At 63.1% G+C, this 22990-nt stretch carries 19 protein-coding genes; 6 read left to right on the forward strand and 13 right to left on the reverse strand.

Annotated features, from left to right (window positions below; genetic code table 11):
- Positions 1 to 231: 231 nt before the first annotated feature.
- The 3 genes from PE058_RS15895 to PE058_RS15905 all read left to right on the forward strand — a co-directional run bounded on the left by PE058_RS15895 (position 232) and on the right by PE058_RS15905 (position 3134).
- Entirely contained in the window at positions 232 to 1167 is a 936-nt protein-coding gene (locus PE058_RS15895) for a sulfurtransferase (protein WP_020087409.1), read from the forward strand.
- Between the two features lie 82 nt (positions 1168 to 1249).
- Complete coding sequence (locus tag PE058_RS15900) at positions 1250 to 2407, forward strand: YeeE/YedE family protein (protein ID WP_271028843.1); 1158 nt, start codon at positions 1250 to 1252, stop codon at positions 2405 to 2407.
- A 436-nt stretch (positions 2408 to 2843) separates the two neighbouring features.
- A complete protein-coding gene (locus PE058_RS15905; RefSeq protein ID WP_271028844.1) occupies positions 2844 to 3134 on the forward strand; it encodes a hypothetical protein in 291 nt (96 codons plus the stop codon).
- A 115-nt stretch (positions 3135 to 3249) separates the two neighbouring features.
- Here the strand turns inward: PE058_RS15905 and PE058_RS15910 are convergent, their stop codons facing one another.
- The 6 genes from PE058_RS15910 to PE058_RS15935 all read right to left on the reverse strand — a co-directional run bounded on the left by PE058_RS15910 (position 3250) and on the right by PE058_RS15935 (position 9528).
- Positions 3250 to 4596 carry a porin gene (locus PE058_RS15910; protein WP_020087412.1) on the reverse strand — a complete coding sequence of 449 codons (1347 nt, stop codon included), beginning with the start codon at positions 4594 to 4596 and terminating at the stop codon, positions 3250 to 3252.
- 624 nt (positions 4597 to 5220) lie between these two features.
- Entirely contained in the window at positions 5221 to 5757 is a 537-nt protein-coding gene (locus PE058_RS15915) for a flavin reductase family protein (RefSeq protein ID WP_271028845.1), read from the reverse strand.
- A 23-nt stretch (positions 5758 to 5780) separates the two neighbouring features.
- Positions 5781 to 6614, reverse strand: coding sequence for an ATP-binding cassette domain-containing protein (locus tag PE058_RS15920; RefSeq protein WP_083929247.1), 834 nt, complete (start codon positions 6612 to 6614; stop codon positions 5781 to 5783).
- A 15-nt stretch (positions 6615 to 6629) separates the two neighbouring features.
- Entirely contained in the window at positions 6630 to 7412 is a 783-nt protein-coding gene (gene ssuC / locus PE058_RS15925; protein WP_020087415.1) for an aliphatic sulfonate ABC transporter permease SsuC, read from the reverse strand.
- Positions 7409 to 8581 carry an FMNH2-dependent alkanesulfonate monooxygenase gene (gene ssuD / locus PE058_RS15930; protein WP_020087416.1) on the reverse strand — a complete coding sequence of 391 codons (1173 nt, stop codon included), beginning with the start codon at positions 8579 to 8581 and terminating at the stop codon, positions 7409 to 7411. Before ssuD ends, ssuC begins: the two co-directional genes overlap by 4 nt.
- Positions 8578 to 9528 carry a sulfonate ABC transporter substrate-binding protein gene (locus tag PE058_RS15935; protein ID WP_020087417.1) on the reverse strand — a complete coding sequence of 317 codons (951 nt, stop codon included), beginning with the start codon at positions 9526 to 9528 and terminating at the stop codon, positions 8578 to 8580. The genes ssuD and PE058_RS15935 overlap by 4 nt, the downstream gene beginning before the upstream one ends.
- 364 nt (positions 9529 to 9892) lie before the next feature.
- On the opposite strand from PE058_RS15935, the gene PE058_RS15940 reads away from it, so the two are divergent.
- From PE058_RS15940 to PE058_RS15950, 3 genes are all read left to right on the forward strand, one after another.
- Positions 9893 to 11659, forward strand: coding sequence for a fumarate reductase/succinate dehydrogenase flavoprotein subunit (locus tag PE058_RS15940; RefSeq protein WP_271028846.1), 1767 nt, complete (start codon positions 9893 to 9895; stop codon positions 11657 to 11659).
- The gene (locus tag PE058_RS15945) at positions 11659 to 12639 is read left to right on the forward strand and encodes a HEAT repeat domain-containing protein (protein WP_271028847.1); all 981 of its coding nucleotides are present in this window, start codon (positions 11659 to 11661) and stop codon (positions 12637 to 12639) included. The genes PE058_RS15940 and PE058_RS15945 overlap by 1 nt, the downstream gene beginning before the upstream one ends.
- Before the next feature lie 179 nt (positions 12640 to 12818).
- Positions 12819 to 13130 carry a DMT family transporter gene (locus PE058_RS15950; RefSeq protein WP_020087420.1) on the forward strand — a complete coding sequence of 104 codons (312 nt, stop codon included), beginning with the start codon at positions 12819 to 12821 and terminating at the stop codon, positions 13128 to 13130.
- A 136-nt stretch (positions 13131 to 13266) separates the two neighbouring features.
- Here PE058_RS15950 and PE058_RS15955 read toward each other — a convergent pair whose 3' ends face one another.
- From PE058_RS15955 to PE058_RS15985, 7 genes are all read right to left on the reverse strand, one after another.
- The gene (locus PE058_RS15955; protein ID WP_020087421.1) at positions 13267 to 15621 is read right to left on the reverse strand and encodes a DUF1989 domain-containing protein; all 2355 of its coding nucleotides are present in this window, start codon (positions 15619 to 15621) and stop codon (positions 13267 to 13269) included.
- 90 nt (positions 15622 to 15711) lie between these two features.
- Positions 15712 to 17079, reverse strand: a complete 1368-nt coding sequence (locus PE058_RS15960; protein ID WP_020087422.1) for an NAD(P)-binding domain-containing protein — start codon at positions 17077 to 17079, stop codon at positions 15712 to 15714.
- Positions 17080 to 17192: 113 nt separating this feature from the next.
- Positions 17193 to 18320, reverse strand: a complete 1128-nt coding sequence (locus tag PE058_RS15965; protein WP_020087423.1) for an aminomethyltransferase family protein — start codon at positions 18318 to 18320, stop codon at positions 17193 to 17195.
- A gap of 57 nt (positions 18321 to 18377) precedes the next feature.
- Entirely contained in the window at positions 18378 to 19418 is a 1041-nt protein-coding gene (locus PE058_RS15970) for a heme-dependent oxidative N-demethylase family protein (protein ID WP_020087424.1), read from the reverse strand.
- 41 nt (positions 19419 to 19459) lie between these two features.
- Positions 19460 to 20422, reverse strand: a complete 963-nt coding sequence (locus tag PE058_RS15975; protein ID WP_020087425.1) for a PDR/VanB family oxidoreductase — start codon at positions 20420 to 20422, stop codon at positions 19460 to 19462.
- Complete coding sequence (locus PE058_RS15980; protein WP_271028848.1) at positions 20419 to 21024, reverse strand: dimethylamine monooxygenase subunit DmmA family protein; 606 nt, start codon at positions 21022 to 21024, stop codon at positions 20419 to 20421. The genes PE058_RS15975 and PE058_RS15980 overlap by 4 nt, the downstream gene beginning before the upstream one ends.
- Before the next feature lie 92 nt (positions 21025 to 21116).
- Complete coding sequence (locus tag PE058_RS15985; RefSeq protein WP_271028849.1) at positions 21117 to 22910, reverse strand: APC family permease; 1794 nt, start codon at positions 22908 to 22910, stop codon at positions 21117 to 21119.
- Positions 22911 to 22990 lie beyond the last annotated feature (80 nt).

Consider the following 22990-nt stretch of genomic DNA (forward strand, 5'->3'; position numbering starts at 1 on the left):
AAAGCAATTAGTTGCGCAGGGCCGCAAACCGGCCGCATCCGCATCGATACGGATGGGACTATCCCGGGTCTTCAGGAAGCTTTGCAAAGCAACGGCAGGCTGCATTCGAAAGGCATTCTTCTTATTTCCGAACGCGATGCGGCCTCCCTAGTTTCGCGGCGCTGCGGCCTCGGTTCGTTCGGCCCTGTGGGTCGCGGCAGAGACGCGCCCCCAAAGAGGAGAACCGTTCCTATGACACTCAGACACCTCATCACTGCCGTGGCGGCACTTGCGGCCACCACCCTCTCGGTCACGGCGTTCGCCGCCCCGGCCAAAGAGCCGCTCGTGACCTACGAGTGGGTCCAGAAGAATCTCGACAATCCGAAAGTTCGCATCATCGAGGTGAGCGTCGATCCCGGCGTGTACGAACGCGGGCACGTGCCCGGCGCGTTGAACTTCCGCTGGCACACGGATCTCGTGGACAAGGTCTCGCGCGACATCGTCTCGCGTGAAAACTTCGAGAAGCTCATCCAGGGCGCCGGCATCGACAAAGACACCACCGTCGTCCTCTACGGAGACAACAACAACTGGTTCGCCGCCTGGGGCGCCTGGGTGTTCCACGTTCACGGCCTCGGCGAGCAGGTGCGCCTTCTCGATGGCGGCCGCAAGATCTGGGAGCTGAAGCAGCTTCCGCTCGACACCAAGACTGCCGAGGTCAAGGCGACCGACTACAAGCTTCCGGACGGCAAGCCCAACCTGCGCGCGCGTCTCAGCGACGTTCTCGCCGCCGCCGAGAAGAAGACCGACGTACACGTGATCGACATCCGCTCGGCCGACGAATACCAGGGCAAGATCTTCGCGCCGGAAGGCTCCAAGGAGCTGTCGGTTCGCGCCGGACACGTGCCGGGTGCCGTCAACGTGACCTGGAGCAAGGCCGTGAACGCCGAGGACGGCACGTTCAAGCCGGCTGCCGACCTGAAGAAACTCTACGCAGACGCCGGCGTCGACGGCTCCAAGCCGATCATCACCTACTGCCGCATCGGCGAGCGCTCGAGCCACACCTGGTATCTGCTGACCCAGATCCTCGGCTACGACGTCAAGAACTACGACGGCTCGTGGACAGAGTACGGCAACTCGGTCGGAGCCCCGGTCACTAACCTCGCCGGCACGGTCTGGCTCGGCAAGTAGCTCCTCGTCTCACGCTCACCATCCCCCACCAGCGGCATGGCTCATGCCGCTGGTGGCATTTTTTGCTGTCTGGAGATCCCGAATGCCGCGATCGATCGAGCTCTTTCTATCGCTCATCATCCTGGTGGGCTTGACGCTCGCCGCGTTCGCGCTCGACAGCGGCAAGCTTTCGAAATCGCTCGCCCTCGGAGCGCTGTTCGGCCTCGTGCTCCAGAGGTCGCGCTTCTGTTTCCTCTGCCACACGCGCGACTTTTTCTCGAACAGGGACGTGCGTGGCATCGCCGCCATCCTGCTCGCCCTCGGCGTCGGCACGCTCGGCTATCACGTCATTCTGACGACCTGGCTTCCGGATCCCGGCGCGGGACGCCTTCCGCCGGATGCCCATATCGGGCCTGCGGGACCCTTGCTCGCGTTTGCCGCCTTTGCGTTCGGCATCGGCATGGCCATCTCCGGCTCGTGCATTTCCGGGCACCTCTACCGGCTTGGAGAAGGATCGCCGACGGCGCCGTTCGCCCTGCTCGGCACGCTCGCGGGGTTCGGGGCCGGCTTTCTCACCTGGAACACGCTTTATGTGGCTTCAATCGCGACGACACCCGTGGTTTGGCTTCCGGCCTATACGGGGTATGCGGGATGGCTGCTGGGCCAGCTCGCCCTGCTTGCTGCGCTCGCAGCACTTTTCGCGCGCTTCGCGTCGCCACCTGTCTCTCAGCCGGACACCAGAGGGGCGACACCGCTCAGGCATGCCTTGCACCGAATTTTTATCGCGCGCTGGCCAGCGACCGCCGGCGGGGCAGCGGTCGGCGTGATTGCGGCTGTTGCCTATTTCCAGGTGCAGCCTTTGGGTGTGACGGCGGCGATCGGCAGCGTAGCGCGCTCGCTGCTCGCCCATGCGGAGCTCCTGCCGGAGACACTGCACGGGCTCGACGGATTTGCGGGCTGCCGCACGGCGCTCGTCACCGGCCTCTCGCCCAATGGCGCGTTCGTCGTCGGCCTCGTTCTCGCGAGCTTCGCCAGCGCGCTCGTTGCGGGCCAGTTCACGCCTGCCTGGCCCACTGCGGGCCAGGCGCTGCGCGGCGTGGGCGGGGGCATTCTGCTCGGCTGGGGCGCGATGACGGCTATCGGTTGCACGGTCGGCACGCTTCTTTCGGGCACCATCGCGGGCGCCGCCTCCGGCTGGATCTTTCTCGCCGCGAGCTTCGCGGGCGTCTGGGTCACGCTCAAGATCCTACCCACCCGCTAGAGCAGGTCGCCGAGCGCGGATCCATCTCGCGATCGCGACATGCGCATGAAAAAAGCGCCAGCAAGTGGGTTGGGTTCACTTGCCGACGCTCTTTATGACTGCCGGGCCCGGCAGTGCATCCAAACTTGTTCGTAGGGCGCTACGCATCTCGTGACGCTATTTTTACGCGCGTTCCGGATTTGCGGGAAATAATCATTTGTCAGAAGAACTTGTTTCCACGCGTGCTTTTTAAATCACTTTTGTCGCAGCCAGCGATCAGATCGTCACGCATGTGCCACCAGCGATGAATACGCACGCGTGTTATATCCGTTATATTAGATTAAATTACGCTATCTAAGACACATAATCATTTGCCCGCCGATTTGGAATATGTATATTCATAAATGCGCAATAGAACGCAAAAAACGTTGGGAGCAAACAACAAGGAGTTCATCCGATGCACAAAGTGCTCACCTTTGCCCTTCTGGTTGGCCTTGGCGCCGCTCCGCTCGTCGCGAGCACGACGACGGCAGATGCAAAGCAAAGCCGGAAGTCTGCCACCACCGTCACCGCCTGCAGCGAGCGCGGCGGGTTCAATTGCTATACCGCGCGCGTGTTCGATAGCCGGGTCGGCCGCAAGATGGTGCTGCGTCGCGGAACCGTGATCGATTGCGGTCCGGATTGCCGCGATACGCTTCGTCGGGAAACCGTCGATTTCTGGGATACGCTCCGCGAAAACGGGAGCTGATTGTCTCGCGAGCCGCCCTTACGATCGCAACCTAAACGCCATCCCAAAAGGGAAAGAGCCGCACCCGTGAGGGTGCGGCTCCGTCTGTTCCTCGTCTTCGGGAGAAGGTCTTGGATCAGAACTTGATCTGAGCGCCACCAACGACGTAGTCGAACTGGTCCTCGATGCCGGTCAACTTGCCACCGGTGGTCGAGATGTCGGCCGTGGTGTGATTGTACACGAGGTAGAGATCGAAGACCTCGTTGAAGTTCTGGTTGAGACCCAGCCCCCAACCCTCATACGTCGACCCAGTAACGAAGTTGCCGCCGATCGAGATCACATTGCCGCCGCCGCCAGCGACAGGAACGCCCCACGCGCCGCGCTCGGTCTGCCAGTACTCACCGAAGAGGGTGGTCTTGCCGATGGGGAAGAACTTCCGCTCGATGCCAGCCTGGACGAAGTAGAAGTCGGATTCGTCGTCGAGGTTAGCCGAGATGGCGCTGATACCGTCATCTGTGAGATGCCCGTAGGCACCGGTCACGTAGAGGCCCGTTTCCGTGTGCAGAAGCGAGGCGCTGAGACCGAGCTCGTCGGTGTCGCCTGCGCCGCGGCGCCACGTGTTCTGGTTGTTTTTGTTGATCTCCGAGTAGGCGATGCCGGCTGCGAACTTGAATCCGCTGAACTCGCCCTTGTAGCGCAGTGCGATGTTCCAGATATCGTCCTCACCCCACGAGGCCGATCCGGTAAAGCCGGCGATCGTCGGGGTTTCGTACTTCACGAGGTTCTCGCGGTGGCCTTCGCCGATTTGCTGAGCGGCACCCGGCGGGGAGGACACGTGACCCCATCTCAGAGACGTGCCCGGCGCGATGGCGATGTTGTTTCCGAGGTTGTTCTTGATGAAGAAGCCGTTTCCGCCGTCACCGGCGTACTGCTTGTTCGAGCTGGCGAAGTGGTTGGTGTTGGCGAGGTTGATCTCGGTGATGCCGTCGGCGGCGTCCGAGGTCAGGCCAAGCCAGAGCTTGCCGTAGTCCTTGCTGCTCAACCACCAGGCGCTGTGGCGGGTGAAGATCTGGTCGGTTGCAGATCCGCCGTCAGCGGTATCCTGATCAACACGGTCGCCGCGCGAGCCGCGGATGCCGAGTTCGATCAGGTAACCGGCCTTCCAGCCCTTGGTGATCTCTGCTTCGCCCAGGAAGCGGACGCGGGTCTGCGCTTCCTCGTTGGTGATGACGTAAGCGTTGCTCTCCTGGCCGTCATCCCAGAACAGGATGGCTTCGTTCACGAGACCGGAAACGGTCAGCGAAACCTTGCGGTTGCCCTTGCGCGCCGTCGTGGCCTCGAGTTCGGCAATGCGCTCTTCCAGGTCGGCGTAACCGCCGCCGCCCAGGTCTGCAGCCGAGGCGGACGTCGCCCCGCCGAACGCCAAGCCGGCGATTGCGATCCCAAGCGCAATGCCAGGCTTCTTGATAGTGCCCCCAATCATCTTCTACCTCCACTTAGTCCAGCATTCGGTCGGCCGACGAACCTGAGAGCACCCCTTCCGTGGGCGCCTCAGGCCTGAGCACGAAACGTGTGTGAAACACCGTTTTTCCGATTGCTCGGGCCCCGATGAAGAGCACTGAACCGCAAGCCAGTTTGCGCGTGAAATGAAAATAACTTCGCTCGATAGAAGACGTTTCGTTCTTTGCTTAGAAGAAAATTTTAGATTTTCTCGAAACCCCTAATTCCGTGATTTGAAAATCATTGGAATGGCGCTTCTGGCGATGCTCCTTGTCTCAAATTCCGAGATGTCGTCCGGCGCTCGACGATGTTGGCCGAAAAGCGATCCGGCCGCTTCTTCCCAAAGCATTTTTTGTCCAATGAGAGCGGGGCGTGCTCAGACCGGGATCGAGCGCCACTCACGTTGTTGTCTCTTGTTTGACGCCTTGCTGTGGCCCGGCAGCTACAGGGATTTGCTCGCGACTCGCGCGCTGTCTCGTCTCAAGCCGGGCTCTCGTGGAATCAAGCGCGCCAGGATTGGCCATGCGCGGCCGCATGACAGCGCCGCTCGTGCTCGCGCCCAAGGGCGGTCATCACGCAAGGTCTCAGACGTTCGGATGAAAAGAGGCTAGCGGCGGATGACGTTGTAGGCGCCCCGCCAATATGTCAGCGCTTCCGGCTCGGCATCCTCACCCCGGACACGCGCAGCCACGACGCGGCCGATGACGACGGCACTGCCGAAGCGCTCGATGAGATCCTCGACCTCGCAATCGAGAACGGCGAGCGCATCCAGCAGTACGGGCGTCCCCGTCACAAGCTCGGACCAGCGGGCGCCTTCGTAGCGATCGAGACCTTTCACTCCATTCCGTCCGCTGAAGCGGTCGGCTACGGATCTGTGCCCCGGCGGGAGGACGTTGACGGCAAAAGCGCGGCGGGCCTGGAGAATGGGCCAGCTCGACGCCGTCTTGTTGATGCAAAAGACCAGCGCAGGCGGCTCGGCGGACAGCGAGGATACGGAGGTCGAGGTCAAACCTGTCCGCTCATCGCCCCGGCCGACGGTGATGGCGCAGATACCGCCTGCGAGCTGGCGCATAGCGCTGCGGAACGTATCCGCATCGATCCCGGCGCCTCCTGCCAGAACCGCCGCCTGACATCCGTTCCCCATGGCCTTCGTCTTTCAGTCCCTTATCAAGCGTCCTCGCCGGCCCGCGCGTCCTTGAAGAGCGCGTCCAGAATGCGCCCCTCGAGCGCCGCGATCTCGGCGGAGCCTCGCCGGCGCGGACGCGGGATATCAACCCGAAGGTCGAGCGTGATGGCGCCGTTCTCTATCAGGAGAACGCGGTCAGCCAGCATGACCGCCTCGGCCACGTCGTGCGTCACCATGAGGGCGGTGAAGCCCTGATCGCGCCAGACCTGCTCTAGCAGATTCTGCATGGAGATGCGGGTCAGAGCGTCGAGGGCGCCGAGCGGCTCGTCGAAGGCCAGCACACGTGGCTGCGAGACGAGGGCGCGGGCGAGCGCAACGCGCTGGCGCTGGCCGCCGGACAGCACCGAGGGCCACTCGCCCTTCCGGTCTCCGAGCCCCACCTCGCTCAATGTCGCGAGCGCGCGCTCGCGCGCTCCTTTCTCCCTGCGGGCGCGGCCAAGCCCGACCTCCACGTTCGAAAGAACCCGCGCCCAGGGTAATAGCCGCGGCTCCTGGAACATGACGCGCACAGCGCTCTTGTCGTGCTGCTCCTCGGGTGCGGCCCCATACCAGAACTCGCCGCCGGTCGGCTTGTCGAGGCCGACGAGCAGGCGCAGCAGCGTGCTCTTTCCGCAGCCGCTCTTGCCCACGATCGACACGAACTGACCCGCCGGAATGAAGAGGTCGAGCCCCTTCAGGACCTCGTTCGATCCGAACGACTTCTTGAGATCGCGAACGGTGAGGCTCAAGCCGGCCGACGATACCGGGACTGTTTCCCGCGCCTCGCGCCAATACTCGGGGGCTACCCGGCCAAGTGAAAGTGCGCCAGCGGTCATTGGAGCCTCGTTCTATCACTTCGATTGAAAGGCGGGATGCCAGGAGAGGCATAGCCTTTCCAGGAGCCGCGCGGTGCTGTCGGCGAGCTTGCCCAGAAGGGCGTAGATCAAGATGCTGAGCACCACGACATCCACGAGCAGGAATTCGCGCGCCTGCATGGCCATGTAGCCAATGCCGGAGGACGCCGCGATGGTCTCGGCGACGATCAACGTCAGCCACATGAAGCCGAGCGCATACCGCAAGCCGACGAAGATGGAAGGCAGCGCGCCCGGCAGGATCACCCGCCAGAACAGCTCGAAGCTCGTCATGCCGTAGGTGCGCCCCATCTCAATAAGATGGGGGTCGACGGTGCGAATGCCATGAAGCGTATTGATGTAGATTGGAAAGAAGACGCCGAGCACGACGAGGAAGATCTTGGCGGCCTCGTCGATGCCAAACCACAGGATCACGAGCGGGATCAGCGCCAGGTGCGGAACGTTGCGCACCATCTGCAGGAGGGTGTCGGTCGCGCGTTCGAACTTTGTCGAAAGACCGTTGGTCAATCCGAGAACGAAGCCGAAGGTGCCGCCGATCGCGAGGCCGATGAGCGCGCGCAGGCCGCTGACGCCCATGTTGACCCACAGCTCTCCCGTTGATGCGAGCCGCCACCCCGCGATGACTACTGCGGATGGAGCAGGCAAGACGCGGTTCGAGATGATGCCCCCCTGAGAAGCCGCCTCCCAAACGGCGAGCAGGCCCAGCGGCAATAGCCACGGGACCAGCCCATCGAGGCGCCGTGATGCCCGGGGCGCGCTCATGACTGAGCGGCCTGCTTTTCGGGCAGGATGTCGTTGGCGATGGTCTCGCCGAACGGTCCGGTGTTGACCTTGGCCGTGAAGGTCTGCTTCGCGTGCGAGAGCGGCAACAGCGGGAAGACAAGCTCGGCGAAGCGGTAAGCTTCCTCGAGATGCGGGTATCCGGAGAGGATGAAGGTATCGATGCCGATATCGATGTACTCCTTGATCCGGGCTGCGACCGTTTCTGGATCACCCACGAGCGCCGTGCCTGCACCGCCGCGCACGAGGCCGACGCCCGCCCACAGGTTCGGGCTCACCTCGAGCTTGCCGCGGTCTCCGCCGTGGAGCGCGCTCATGCGCTGCTGGCCGACGGAATCCATTCGGGAGAAGATCTTCTGGGCTGCCGCGATGGTGTCGTTGCTGACATAGGAGATCAGCTTGTCCGCAGCCTTCCACGCGGCTTCGCTCGTTTCGCGCACGATGACGTGAAGACGAATGCCGAAGCTCACATCGCGGCCCTTGGCCCGCGCCGCCGCTTTCACCTGCTCGACCTTCCTCGCGACATCGGCAGGCGGCTCACCCCAGGTCAGATACTTGTCGACGCTGCTGGCGGCCACATCGATGCCAGCGGCGGACGAGCCGCCGAAATAAAGAGGAATCCCGCCTGGCTGAACCGACGGGAACAACACGCGCCCCTCCTCCACCGAGATGTGCTTGCCGGTGTAGTTGACCGTCTCCCCGGCGAGCAGCCGCTTGAAGATGTCGAGGAACTCCTGCGTCAGCTCATAGCGCTCGGTGTGGCCGAGGAAGAGACCGTCGCCCTTGTTCTCGACCGGATCACCGCCGGTCACGATGTTGATCAGAAGCCGTCCGTTCGAGATCCTGTCGAACGTCGCGGCCATTCTGGCCGCGACGGTGACCGACGTGAGACCCGGACGGGCCGCGACGAGATACTTCAGGCGCTCCGTATGAGGGGCGATCGCGGACGCGACCACCCAGGAGTCCTCGCAGCTCCGCCCGGTGGGCAGCAGGACCCCATAGTAGCCGAGATCGTCGGCTGCTTGAGCGACCTGGCGCAAATATTTGAAGTCGGCCGCCCGCGCGCCAATCGACGTGCCGAGGTATCGGCCTTCGCCGTGAGTGGGCAGGAACCAGAGAACATTGGCCCTTTGGGCGGCCGTCTTGCTCATGAGCCGGCCCTCCAGACGATCTCGTCGACCTTGATGGTCTTCGGGATCAGCCCGAGCGAATGGAACAGGTCGCCGATCTTCTGCTGCTCCTCGATCACCTTCGCATCGAGCGGCTTCACGCCATAGGACTGCCGCTTGAGCGCCGTCTCGAGAATTGCCGCGGGGACGCCGGTTCCGGGCGCCAACTGCTCGGCTGCCGCCTTCGGATCCTGCCTGACCCACTCGTTGACGGCGTTGAGCTCGGCCAGCACCACCTCGATCGCCTTGGCGTGCTTCTCCACCGCAGACTTGCCCGCGAGATAGAACTGATGGTTGGACACGATACCCGTTCCATCCTGAAGAACGCGAGCGTTGGCGGTCGCCTCCGCCGAGGCATAGAAGGGGTCCCAGATCGACCAGGCGTCCACCTTGCCGCTCTCGAACGCGGCGCGGGCATCGGCGGGCGCCAGATGCACCGGCTCGAACTCGCCATACTTCACGCCGGCTTTCTCGAGCGCCTTTACGGCGAAATAGTTCGCGTTCGATCCCTTGGCGTAGGCGACCTTCTTGCCCTTGAGCTCGGCCACCGATTTGATGGGGCTGTCCTTCGGTACGAGAATAGCCTCACCACCCGGTGCCGGCGGCTCGTGAGCGACATAGACGATGGCACTGCCGGCCGCCTGGGCGAACACGGGCGGGGCTTCGCCCGTGTGCCCGAAATCAATCGCCCCTGCGTTGATCGCCTCCAGCAACGGCGGGCCGAACGGGAACTCCGCCCAGGTGACCTTGTAGCCGATGGCCTCGAGCTTGGGCTCCAGCGTGCCCTTCGCCTTCAACAGGATGACGTTGCCGTACTTCTGATAGCCGATGCGGATAACCTTATCCTCGGCGGAGGCGGAGAGTGCCGTGCTGCCAAGCGCGAGCGCGCCGAGCGCCAGCGCGCCAAACCCTCTGCGGGTGAAGCTCATGTTCGAAATCCTTCGATGAAACTGGGTTTTCAGGTGGCGGATGGGCCGGATGACGCGGCCGGCGTTGCTCAGACGCCCCTACATCGGCTCTGAAAAGAGACCGGGAAACTGCGATGTCCCGTCATGTGCGATCGTCCTTCCCTCTACGCCTCGGCTGCGCGACCTCGCGTGTGGCGCGGTGAAAAGATGCGATCTGATGTGCATCGGCGTCTACCAACTATTTCCTCGATACTTATTCCTCATGCTGGAGAAGGCCGCGCCTCACGCATACACGGAATAAGCTCATCAGAATTTTTTCGTTAGGCTCCGCCCGGCGTGTCACTACCTTCGCGCGGATTGCATCAAACGAAACGAGAGAGACGCAGTGGCCCTTGATGAATTCGTCGACCGCACCTCCGAGGTTACCTGTGACGTTCTCGTGCTCGGAGGCGGAACTGCAGGGCCCATGGCCGCGCTCAAAGCCAAGCTGCGCAATCCCAACGCCAAGGTGATCCTGCTCGAAAAGGCGAACGTGAAGCGCTCAGGCGCGATCTCCATGGGGATGGACGGCCTCAACAACGCGGTCATCCCTGGGCACGCGACGCCGGAGCAGTACACGCGCGAGATCACCATCGCCAACGATGGCATCGTCGACCAGAAGCCCGTGCTCAAATATGCCGAGCGCTGCTACGGCATCATCGAGGAGCTGGATCGCTACGGCATCCGATTCCAGAAGAACGAGAATGGCGACTTTGCCGTCAAGAAGGTCCATCATCTTGGAACCTACGTGTTGCCGATGCCCAACGGCGACACAGTGAAGAAAGCGCTCTACCGGCAGCTTCGGCGCGCGCAACTTCTGATCTCGAACCGCTTCATGGCCACGCGCCTGCTCACGGGCTCCGACGGGCGAATTGCGGGGGCGATCGCCGTCAATACGAGAACAGCGGAATTCCTGATCATCCGCGCCAAAGCCGTCATCCTCTGCATGGGAGCGGCCGGGCGGCTCGGGCTGCCGACATCGGGCTACATGTTCGGCACCTACGAGAATGCGACCAACTCGGGCGACGGGTACGCGATGGCCTACCACGCAGGCGCCAAGCTAGCCAATCTCGAGTGCTTCCAGATCAATCCGCTGATCAAGGACTACAACGGTCCTGCCTGCGCCTATGTCGCCGGACCGTTTGGTGCCTTCACGGCCAACAGCGAGGGCACGCGCTTCATCAATTGCGACTACTGGTCCGGGCAGATGATGCTCGAGTTCTACAACGAGCTTCAGTCGGGCAAGGGGCCGGTGTTCCTCAAGCTCAACCATCTGCACGAGAGCACCATCTCCGAGATCGAGAGCATTCTGCACAAGGTGGAGCGGCCCTCGCGCGGTAAATTCCACGAAGGCCGCGGCACGGACTACCGCAGCGACATGATCGAGATGCACATCTCGGAGATCGGCTTCTGCTCGGGCCACAGCGCCTCGGGTGTGTTCGTGGACGAGTTCGCGCGCACGACGGTTCCGGGCCTCTATGCGGCCGGCGACATGGCAAGCGTGCCGCACAGCTACATGCTGGGGGCGTTCACCAATGGCTCGATCGCGGGCGAGCATGCCGCCGACTTCGCGGGAGAGATCGACCATGCCGAGATCGATCCCGGGGAGGTCGAGCGGGAACGTGCCCGCGTGCTCGCGCCGACACAGCGTGACAACGGGATTCCGCCCAACCAAGTGGAATACAAGACACGCCGACTGGTCAACGACTACCTGCAGCCGCCCAAGGTTCCGCGCAAATACCGCCTCGCGCAGGATCGCTTCGCAGAAATGCGCGAGGATCTCGAAACCGGCATGGTCGCGCGCAACTCGCACGAGTTGCTGCGGGCGCTAGAAGCCTCTTCCATTCTCGATTGTGCGGACATGGCGGCCGCCGCCTCTCTGTTCCGCACCGAGAGCCGCTGGGGTCTCTACCATCTCCGCACCGACTATCCCGAGAGGAACGATGCGGATTGGCTCTGCCACACACTGCTCGGCAAGACGGACGGGCGGATGACTGTCGAGAAGCGTGCGATCGATCCCTACATCGTACCGATCGCAGACAGTGAGAAGGATCTCTACTACCGGCAGCGCATGACGCCGCTCGAAGGCGCCGAGCAGAGGACGGCTACGTGATGTCGAACCTGTTTGAGGAATTCGTCGATCTCGACGAGCTTGCCGACGACATCTCATCCGACGATCCGTCCCGCCGCCGCGTCGCCGTGCTTGCTCTTGCGGACAGCGGGGTGCCGGAAGCCGTCTCGCTGTTGAGCCGTCTCGTTCGCGATCCGGATGCGGACGTGCGCCGGCAGGTGGCGATTGGGCTCGGAACTTTCGACGGGCCGATCGTCGCGGAGAACCTGGTCGCTCTGGTTCGTGACGCCGACACCGGAGTTGCAACGGCCGCAGCGGACAGCCTTGCGGAGCTCAAGGATCCGGCGTCCGCGCCGCGCCTCGTGGATGCGCTCGCGGATCCCTCTCCTTTCGTTCGCGGCGCGGTGCTGAGGAGCCTCAAGGAGCTTCGCTCTCCCCATGCCTGGGGGCCAGCGCTCGAGGCACTTAAGGACAGCGATGCGAGCGTACGCGTTCAGGCCGTCGGCGTGATCGGCTATCTCAAGCGCGAGGACACCGTGCCCGCGCTTCAGGCGGTGGCGAGAGATTCCGATCCGCTGGTGCGCCGCGCTGCCGTGGCGGCTCTCGGCTTCTCGCGCACGGCAGGCGCGGGCGCGACACTTGCGCGTGCAGTTTCCGATTCCGATTGGGTGGTGCGCGAAAGTGCGGCCGAGACACTCGGCATCAGCAAGGCCGACGCCATAGACGTGACCCCGTTGATCGAGGCGCTCGGTGACGACTACTGGCAGGTGCGGCTCAAGGCCGTGCGCAGTCTCGGCCAGCGCGCCGTCGGCGAGGCGGCGCTTCGCATTGCGCAAAGCCTCACGCATCCGGAGCCGAACCTGCGCAAGGAGGCGGCTGCAGCGCTCGGGCAGATCGCGCGGCCTGAAACGCGCCCGTTCCTGGAAGAGGCTGCACTCGATCCCGACGCTGACGTCCGCAAGAACGTCCGATGGGCGCTGTCGCGGCTCGACGCCGCCGCCTCGGAATCGCAACCGAGCTAGGCTCGGTCATCCCACCAGCAATCGCGCGCGAAATGCCATTCGCAGCGGGGGGCTGCGACACGGCGTTTGCTTGATTTGCGGTCAACCTGCACGCATATTGACCAGCGCGAGGCCACGACCTCCCCCACCATGGGCATTTCATTTCCGGGACGGCCCGGACCGACATGGAGGAGGCTCCTATGGCCTGGATTTATCTGATCATCGCGGGTGTTCTCGAGGTCGTCTGGGCTTACGCGATGAAGCAATCCGACGGCTTCACCCGCTTTGGCCCCACCGCCGTCACCATCGTCACCATGCTCGCAAGCTTCGCCCTTCTGGCCGCCGCCATGAGAGCGCTGCCGCTCGGGACCGCCTATCCCGTCTGGACAGGTATTGGTGCGGTCGGCACCTTCATCGTCGGCGCCTTCTTTCTCGGCGAGTCGCTCGATGCGCTTCGTGTGACCGCGGCCGCGCTGATCCTGACCGGCCTCGTGCTGATGAAAATCGCCTAGGCGACCACCTTTTCCCGCTCAACCCTCCTGACGCGCGCATAAAAAAGGACACCTCAAGCGACTTGAGGTGTCCAGGCAATCCACAGCGCACATACCGTGGAGGGGAGTTGCTTTGGCCAAGGGACGGGGCGCGCCGTTACATGCGGACGCGCTTCTTCTCGGGATCGTAGAACGGGAACGGAATGACGGTCGCCTTGAGGCGCTTCTGCATGCCGTCGAGCCTGCCGACCTCGAGTGCCGTCTCGAGTGCGGAATGAGTCACATCCACGCGCGCAAACGCGATCGTCTTCTTGAGAAGCGGCGAGCGCATCGCGCTGGTGACGATGCCCACCTGGGCGCGGCCAACGAACACGGGATCGCCATGCGACGGCTTCTCGTTGCCCGCGATCTCGAGGCCCACGAGCTTGCGCAGCGGGTTTGCCCTGCGCTTCTCGACAGCAGCCTTGCCGATGTAGTCCTCTTCCTTCTTTTGCGGCACGGTGAATGCGATCCCTGCTTCGAAGGGATCGGTGGTCGAGTCGAAATCATGGCCGCCGAAAACGAGACCGGCCTCGATGCGCACCATGTCCAGAGCGTCGAACCCGAAGGGCTGGAGTCCGAGCGGCCTGCCTGCCTCCCAGAGGGCATCCCATACCTTCGGCGCATCCTTCGGATGGCAGAAGACCTCGTAGCCCAGCTCGCCGGTGTAGCCGGTGCGCGAGACGAGAACCGGAATTCCCGCGACGCCGCCGATGCGGCCGATGGTGAAGCGGAATACGCCCACCTCCGCGATCGTGGGACGGCCCGCGGGCGTCTCGACAACCTGCTGCAGGATCTCGCGCGAGCGAGGACCCTGGACCGCGACGTTGTGGATCTCCGACGTCGCCGTCTTGAGATTGATGTTGTAGTTGGACTTCGCAGCCTGCTCCTTCAGCCAGATGAGGCTTGCGTCGTCACCACCGACCCAACGGAAGTTGTTCTCGCCGAGGCGGAACAGCGTGCCGTCGTCCACCATACCGCCGTGCTCGTAGCACATGGGCGTGTAGAAGACCTGGCCGACGGACAGCTTGCGCACGTCGCGCGTGACGATCCCTTGCAGGAACTGCTCGGCGTCGGGACCCAGCACCTCCATCTTGCGCAGAGGCGACAGGTCCATGATCACCGCCTTCTCGCGGCAGGCCCAGTATTCTTCGATTGCGCCGGCATTCGCGAAGTGATGCGGAACCCAGAACCCGCGGTAGTCTCCGAATGCGCGCGTGAGCGCGGACGTGCGCGGGTGGAACCCGCTTTCGCGCGTGAGCTGGAGGGGTGCGTCAGGTGACATTCTGTATCCGATCGAACGTTTGAAGGGGGTGTCTTTGGCATAGACCCGCACTTGAATTTCGCTCAGGTGCCAGCCGTTGGAGGGGTCGATGTCGGAGGGGCAGGACGAGGCCCCGCACACGAGATCGGTGAGCGCGCGCATGACGACATAATCGCCCGGACGCGACCACGGCTCGTCGGACCATATGTGGTTATGGCAGTCGACGTTCGTGTTGTAGAAGAAGTTGATTGCCGGCCATCCGCTCAACTGGCTGATCGGATCGTACTGCTTCAATACGTTGTTGAAGTTGTCGGTGCAGTTGGGATGGCCAAAGTAGCCCATGTCCTCGTAGTAGCGCGTCGTGCACGCGAGGTTGAACGTATCGTGGCGTCCAACGGTGTCCTGCACGATCTCGACGAGCGGATTGCGATCCTGGTCGAAAAACTTCGAGTGCAGGCCGGGCGTCGGATAGGCGGCGCCGTTCATCGTGCGGGTGGTGGTGGAGTCGAGACCCTGCTCGCGGCCCTCGTCCAGCGCCTTCCTGTTAAAGGCGATGAAGTCCGAGCACTGGCGTCCCTGCACGTCGATGATCTGGATGTACTCGCCCTCGTACACCTCGAAGCTTTCCGCGCTTGCGATGTTCACGCGGATGTCGAGGCGCGGCTCGGCGAGCGGATCCGGAAGCCGGGCCGTATTCATAAGCCGCGGGGTGGCGCGCAGAATGAAGATCAGCACGTCGCTCGGCGGCGTCTGCTCCCAAACGACCATGGGCTCGGCGGGGGCTCCGAACACGGCAAAAACGTTGCGCTCTGCCTGCAGCGCGACGATCTCTCCGGGGCCCGCATCGGGCCCTAGCAGGCGCGCAGCCTTCACGCGGCCGAGATCCAGACCGCGGCGATAAAGACCGAAGCGGACGCGCATCGCATCCTCGTCGTCCCGCTCGAGCGTCCGCTGGATGCCGACCGGCTTCACGCGCCCGTTGAGGCCGAGTGCCTCCAGATCGCTCTTGCCCTTGGCGCCAATGGCGGCAACCTCGACAAGCTGACCGCCTTCCAGCGCGCTGATCTGGATGCGATCGCCTGCTTCAAGCTCGAAGGCTGCCGTTCCCCCGCCCTTCAGAACATAGCGTTCCACGCCAGGCTCAAGCGAGGGGCGTCCCGGAACGAAGATCTTGGGCTTCGCAGGGGAAGTGAGAATTGTCTCGCTCATGTCTTTCTCGCAGTAAAAGAGAAGATGATGTGCCGGCCACGCCGAGAGGCGCAGCCAGCACAGGCTTGCTCATGATCGACCGCGAGGGCCTTATTCGGCCGCGACCTTGGCGTCGGGCTGATTGAGGAACGCCTCCATCGAGTCATCCAGCGCCTTCATCCACGGCGTGTGGTGAACCGGCGCGACCGTGCCGGTGAGCAGCGAGCGATGAGACTTATCGCGATAGGTCAGGATGTTATCCATCTTGTGGTGTTCCCAGTCCTTGAACATCTTTGCGACGCCGTCCACGTCGAGGCGCGGATAGTCGGTCGGCGCGATCAGGTCGCGGACGTACTCGGTCTGATAGTCGATGGCGTCCGATGCATCTCCCAGAGATTCCTCGCGGACGGTCCAGGTGTGGATGTCAGAGAACATGTCGGACTTCGAGGGCAGCTTGATGCGGCCGAGCACGACATCGCGCGCGTACCATGCCTGCGCGTCGAACATGTTGAAGGTGTAGAACTGGTCCTGCATGCCGATGTACATCAGCTTCGGGTTGTCCAGCCAGAAGATGCCCTTGTAGATGTTCTGCGGGTAGAGACGGTTGCGCGACTTGAGGCGCAGCGTGTCGTCCAGGAACGGATGGTGATGCAGATAGCCCGTGCAGAGGATGATGGCATCCACTTCCTTCTTCGTGCCGTCCTTGAAGTGGGCGACCTTACCCTCGACCTTCTCGAGGAGCGGAACCTCCGAGAAACTCTCCGGCCACTTGAAGCCCATCGGCTTCGTGCGCCAGGAGAACGTCACCGACTTGGCGCCGTACTTGTAGCACTGGATGCCGATGTCTTCGGAGGAGTAGCTCGATCCGACGCACAGCACGTTCTTGCCGGCGAACTCGTCGGCGGAACGGAAGTCGTGCGAATGAAGCGTGCGGCCAAGGAACTTGTCGAGGCCGGGGAACTCGGGGACGTTCGGCGTCGAGAAGTGGCCGCTGCACACGAAAACGTAGTCGAACTCGGACGACGTCAGCCTGTCGTCGACGAGGTCCTTCACGGTGACGGTGAACTTCTTGGTGTCCTCGTCATAGGTCACGCCACGCACGGCGGTGTTGAGCTTGATGTAGTGCGAGATGCCGTTCCGCTCGATGCGGCCCTTGATGTAGTCGTGCAGCACGGCGCGCGGCGGGAAGGACGGAATCGGACGGCCGAAGTGCTCCTCGAACGAGTAGTCGGCGAACTCGAGGCACTCCTTGGGGCCGTTCGACCAGAGATAGCGATACATGGAGGCGTGAACCGGCTCGCCGTGCTCGTCGGTGCCCGTGCGCCAGGTGTAGTTCCAGATGCCGCCCGAGTCCTTCTGGCGCTCGTAGCAGACGATGTCGGGAATGTCCGCGCCCTTGCGCCGCGCGCTCTCGAATGCCCGAAGCACGGCCAAGCCGCTGGGTCCTGCGCCGATGATCGCAATTCTCTGATTTGCCATTTCCTGTTTCCTTCCACTTGTCTCTTGATTTTGAAAGCTGCTGTGCGGTCGCCAATCCGGTTCGGCGCTACCGGGCTTTCCGGATCTCTCCCGCACGCTTGAGTGTCATGCGCTCACTTCGCGTCGCGCGGATGCGTGCGAAGGCGCAGCGGGTCGTAGAACGGCATCCTCACCACCACGGCGGGCACCTCGCCCTTGTCGTGAATGACCACTTCGGTGCCGAGCTTGGTGTAGGCCGGCTCGATCTGCGCCATGGCAATCGACTTCATGAGATGCTTCGAGAATGTGGTGCTGGTGACGACGCCCACCTGCTTGCCGTTGACCGTGATCTTCGACAGCGGCTCGATAGCCCGGTCGCTCTCGACGTCGAGACCGGCAATGAAGGAGCGCTCCTTGCCCTTCTTGGCTTCGAGGGCCTTCTTGCCGACGAAATCCGGCTTGCTGAGATCGACGGTCCAGTCGGCGCGCACCTCCCACGGAGTCGTGTCGCCGTGGGTCATGTCGAAGGGGAAGAACAGCAGGCCGCCCTCGACGCGGACGATATCGAGGCAGGACCACGACGCGGGCATAACGCCCCTGTCCTTCCCCGCTTCGAGAATCGAATCCCAGATGAAGTGAGCATCCTTCGCGGAGCAGAACACCTCGTATCCGCGCTCCGCGGAGTAGCCGCCGCGCGCGATACTCACGGGCTTTCCGAAGATCGTGGTCTTGCGGTGCTGGAAGTACGGCAGGCCCGCGAGATCCATCGGCGTGTGCGGGGCCAGCACCTCGAGCGCCACCGGACCCTGCAGGGAGAGGATATGTACGTCGTTGTCGCGCCGGATCGAGACGTTGTACTTCTCCGCGAGCGGCAGCATGCCTTCCTCGAACGCGCCGCCGCCATGAGAGACGCGGAACTCGTTCGGCCCGTCCACGTAGACGAGAACGTCGTCGATCAGGGCGCCGTCCTCGTTGACGATGTTGGAGATGTGCGAGTCGCCCGGCTTCGCCTTGGAGACGTCCGACGTCAGGAGCTGGTTCAGGAACTTGAGAGCGTCGGGACCGGAGACGTTGAGCATCTTCAGTGCCGAGACATCGAACAATCCGGCGCGATAGCGGACGGCGGCCGTCTCCTCATAGGGATCGGTCTTGTAGTTCTGAGGAATCGGCATGTCGTTCCACGACGTCGTCGTGAGGTCCGCGCCGAGCGCCGCGTGGCGATCGTTCAAAACCGATTGTCTGGTCTCTTTGTTCAGGCTCATCGGAAAACACCTCGTTGAAAAATACTGATCGGGGGAAGCAGTCTCTGGTTCTGGGGATCAATCCGGCCCGCATCCGAGCGTGGTCGGCGCGCCATCGTCGTACTTCGACAGCCACTCGAGGGTGGTATCGCGGTAGCGGGTCAGGCCCTTGTAGTCGACGAGCTCGGGCGGCAGCGTGCGCAGCACGCGCGGCAGACGGCGGCCCCACTTCGGCACCGTGACGAGCTCGCGCATCTTGATCATGTAGCAGCGGATCGAGAACAGGATGGTGTTCGAGCGCGGGAGGCGCCACAGACCCTGCAGTTCGACGCGCAGATGCACCTTGTCGCCGACATTCTCCGGCGTGACCGTGGTGCGATCGACACCCCACTTGTGATAGTTCTCCGGGCTCGTATCGAGGCGCGGGTTGATCGTCATGGTCCAGTTGAGGCGGCGGACCGGACGGCCGTGCTGGAGGTTCAGCAGGAACTTCAGGGCGCGGTCGAACACGCCAGCCTGATGAGCGAGCGGAACGGGGCCGTGCCACTCGAAGAAGTTCATGCCGATGTCGAAATCAAGCGACCAGTCGGCCTGGGTGGTGATGATTCCGGCATCCATCCAGAGCTGGCCGTCGCGCTGGTCCTGGATCGAGAAGTCGCCCTGGCACTGGCGGCCGATGTACTCCATCGGCTCATACGGCAGCGTCTTCACGTCGCCGAACGTGAACTTCTGGTCGATACCGAGCGGGCGGTTGATCCAGTGCCAGCGGTCGCCATCCTGCGTGAGCGAGAAGTGCTCGGGATAGTCGCGCGCCATCGAGGTCATCAGCAGCTCGAGCATGTCCCACTGCGCCGTCATCATGTGCGGCAGCGCCTGGCAGCGGCCCGGATCCGCCTTCAGAACCAGCTCGCGATCGCGCATCTCGGAGACGTAGTGCTCGTCGATATCGATCGGGAACTCGTAGACGGACCCCTTGGGACCCGGAACATGCGGCTCGATGTTGACCGAGTACATGTACTTGTCCTCGTGGAACGGGAAGGGAAAGCGCCGGATCGCTGCCGGACTGTTCGAGAACGTGAAGTCGTCCCGGAACGTCTCGTTCTTGAATGCAATGACCATGTCGGGTCTCCCGAGTAATGCGGTGTCGTTGATGGTTCGGATCAAAGGTCGAGCGTGACGGCGTCGCCCGAGATGCGGGACACGCAGATCATGATCTTGCGCCCGCTCGCCTTCTCGGCCTCGCTCAGGTAGTGATCGTTGTGCTCGATGAAGCCGTCACAGCCGCTCACCTCGGTCTCGCACTGCCCGCATGCGCCGCCGCGGCACAGGAACGGCGCATCGATGCCATTCTGCTCGAGCGCTTCCAGGATGCTCTGGTGGCCGCCGACGGTGATCTCGCGCCTGGAGCGGGCGAGCTTCACAACGAACGGCTTGCCGATCGGCGGGGCGTTGAACTGCTCGGAATGGATGCTCTCATCGGGCCAGCCCGCGAGCGTCGCCGTCCTTAGCGCCCAATCGATCATCGGCTTCGGGCCGCAGACATACATGTGCGCGCCGAGCCGCTGGTTGCTCAGAATACGCTCCAGGGGGACCATCTGGTCCTGGTCCTGCAGATAGAGGCGGATGCGTGAACCGTAACGCGCCTCGAGCAGCTTGCAGAACGCGCCCTCTGCGGCGGAGCGCACGCCGTAGTGCAGCTCGAAGTCCGAGCCCAGCGCGTCTAGCTCGCTCATCATGGACATGAACGGCGTGATGCCGATGCCGCCAGCAACCAGGATATGCTTGCGTGCGAGCTTCGCGGGCGGGAAGAGATTGAGCGGCTCGCTGATTTCGAGCTCGGTTCCGACGACGACGTTGTCGTGCATGAACTGCGAGCCGCCGCGCGAATTGTCGACCTTGAGCACGCTGATCTGGTAGCTCGACGTGTCGGAGGGGCATCCCATCAGCGAGTACGGGTTGCGGATCACGCGATCCTGCGCCCTCATGCACACCGTGACGTGGGAGCCGCCGGAGAACTCCGACAGCGGCTTGTTCTCAACGTCGACCAGGCGAAACCGCTTGATGCGGCTCGCGACGCGCTCGACCTCGGCGACCTTGACCCGGCGCAGATAGGAAGCAGTCATTGAAACTCCACCTTCGGTTCAGGGCTGTCGCTGGGATCCTCGGCGTTGATGCACACGCCCTGGAAGGCTGCGAGACGGCGGGAATAGTGATCCCGGACCAGAAGGAGGAGACCGCAGTGCGCGCACTTGACGGGATTGGTGACGACGTTCTCCGTCATGCCTTTGCAGTGTACGCACTGAACGCGGCGCATCAGCGAGCCGCGATGCTCGGTGCGCACGGACAGAGGATCGATAAAATTCTCGGCGCCGGCCTGCACGACCGAGCCGATCAGAGGCTCGGAGCCAGCCGCGTAAAGGCGGAGCCCCATAGAAGCCCCTGAGAGTATCTCTCGAAGTTGGGCGATGGCCGCGTCCAGACTGCACGCCACCTCGACATGGACCGGATCCAGCTTCTTCTGTAGCGCAGCCGCCTCCTCGCTGGAGGCATCGTCCGCCACGAGAATGACGGAGGCGCGCTTCACGAAGTCCTCGCCGGCGAGTGCCACCAACTCGACAACGGCTTCAGCGCCCGCACGATCGCAGACGATCAAGTTCCGGCGCGCGTTGGGATCCGGGCTGAGGCCGGGATAGACGGGCCGACTTTTGATCCCGCTTACAAGCATCGACTGCACCTCGATTCAAAAACCGACTTTCGACTTGCGATCCGAGCGGGCCGGGTCGGCGGAGGAAACCTCGCCGGCCCGCTCGGTTGGACTCAGCCTGGGAGCTGGAAGATCCAGTCAGCGGCCAACACCACGATCAGGCCGGCGATCAGCGTGAGGTAGGGAAGGATGCCGGCTTTGCGCTGGTTGAGGTCAGCCTGCGTCAGACCGAGGTCACCAAGCATGTGCTCGGGGAAGATGCCCTTGTCCTGGACGTAGTGGCGGTACCAGAACACGGGGACGATCAGGAAGGCGGTGAACAGGCCTGCCCAGAGCGCGATCGGATTCCACACCTTCGCACCGGCGCCCATGAAGACGGCGTTGACGTAAGCGAGGACCGTGCCCGCAGCCAGAACCCAGGTGGGAGCGCGCCACGGACGGTTCACGTGTGCGTTGTCGATCCGGTGGATCCAGCCCGAGTTGAGGTTGAGGAAGTTGAAGATGATGTATCCGCAGTTGGACACAGCGAGGATGAAGAAGAAGCTCGTCGCGTCTGCGCAAGCGATCGCGAGGATCGCCAGGTTGACGATGAGATCCGTCCACATGGCAGCCGTCGGCGCGCCATGCGAGTTCACGTGGCTCAGGTAGCGGGGCAGCCAGCCGTCGCGAGAGCCCTGGTAGAGCGTGCGCGAGGAACCGGCCATCGCCGTCATGAGGCAGAGCATGAGCGCGAGGATCATCATCATCACGAGCAGGCTCGTGACCCAACCGCCGTGACCCACCATGTTGCCCATGGCTTCAGCCACACCCGAACCGTCGACGATGGACGGAGCGAGCATGCCCTCGAGGCCAAGCACGCCCTGGAAGGTGAACGGCACCAGCGTGAAGAGAGCGAGGCAGAGCAGGCCCGAGTAGAAGATCGCCTTGAAGGTATCCTTGCCCGGATCGCGGAACTCGCGCGTGTAGCAGATGGCCGTCTCGAAGCCGTAGGTCGACCACGCCGCGATGAACATCGCGCCGAGGATCAGCGTCCAGCCGGGAATGTTCCACTCACCCATCTCCGGCGCGTAGGCGGCTGCCAACGGCTGGACGGGGGTGTAGTTGGACCACTCGATCTGACCGGTGACGATCGGAACGATACCGACGATGAACATCGGGATGATCACCGCGAGACCGATGAACTTCTGGACGCTGGCGGTGCCCATGATGCCGCGATGCTGAATCGCGAACGTGATGAGCATCAGAACGGCGCCGATGAAGAAGGCGGCGTTGAACGAGAACGACACCGGACCGAGCGTGCCGTGGAACAGCGACCAGTTACGGATCGTCGGCGTCAGAGCCGCGACTGCATCGGCCGAGAGCAATGCCGACACTGCATCGGCGGCCGTCTTGCCCTGGTTGGCTGCGAGCCACTCGACGACGCGCGGGCTATCCTGCGCGATCGAGGACGCATGCGCGCTGACCCAAGCCAGCACGTGCGGCGCATCAGCCGGAGGAATGGGCGCCAAGGAGTTCAGGATGTAGGCGGCGGCGATGGAGCAGCCGAGCGAAAGAACGGGCGTCCAGGCAAACCAGTTGCACCAAACGGAAAGCGGCGCGATGAGCTTCGAATATCTCACCCACGCCGCTGCACCGTAGACCGAAGCGCCGCCGGATTTATTGGGGAACAGGCCCGCAATTTCGGCGTACGTAAACGATTGAATAAGACCCATCAGCATCGAAACGGTCCAGACGAGAAAGGCAACCTTTCCCGCCACGCCGGCGATACCTCCGATCGAAAACAGCACAAGAGCCGGAACGCCGCTGGCGACCCAAAAAGGCCCCCGCCAGTCGATGGCTCTTATTAGTTGGCTGGATGAGGCGTCCAGCGCGCCATCCGCAGTCAGCGTTCCCTGTCCCGTTGCCATGCTCGGCTCCTTGTTTGTTTCAGCCCTAGCTCTCCGTGCACGTTTCTTTTGCCGGCTCGCTTTGCGTGCCAGCCGTCAGG

It is taken from the genome of Hyphomicrobium sp. DMF-1 (assembly GCF_027886585.1).
GTDB classification, from domain to species: domain Bacteria; phylum Pseudomonadota; class Alphaproteobacteria; order Rhizobiales; family Hyphomicrobiaceae; genus Hyphomicrobium_C; species Hyphomicrobium_C zavarzinii.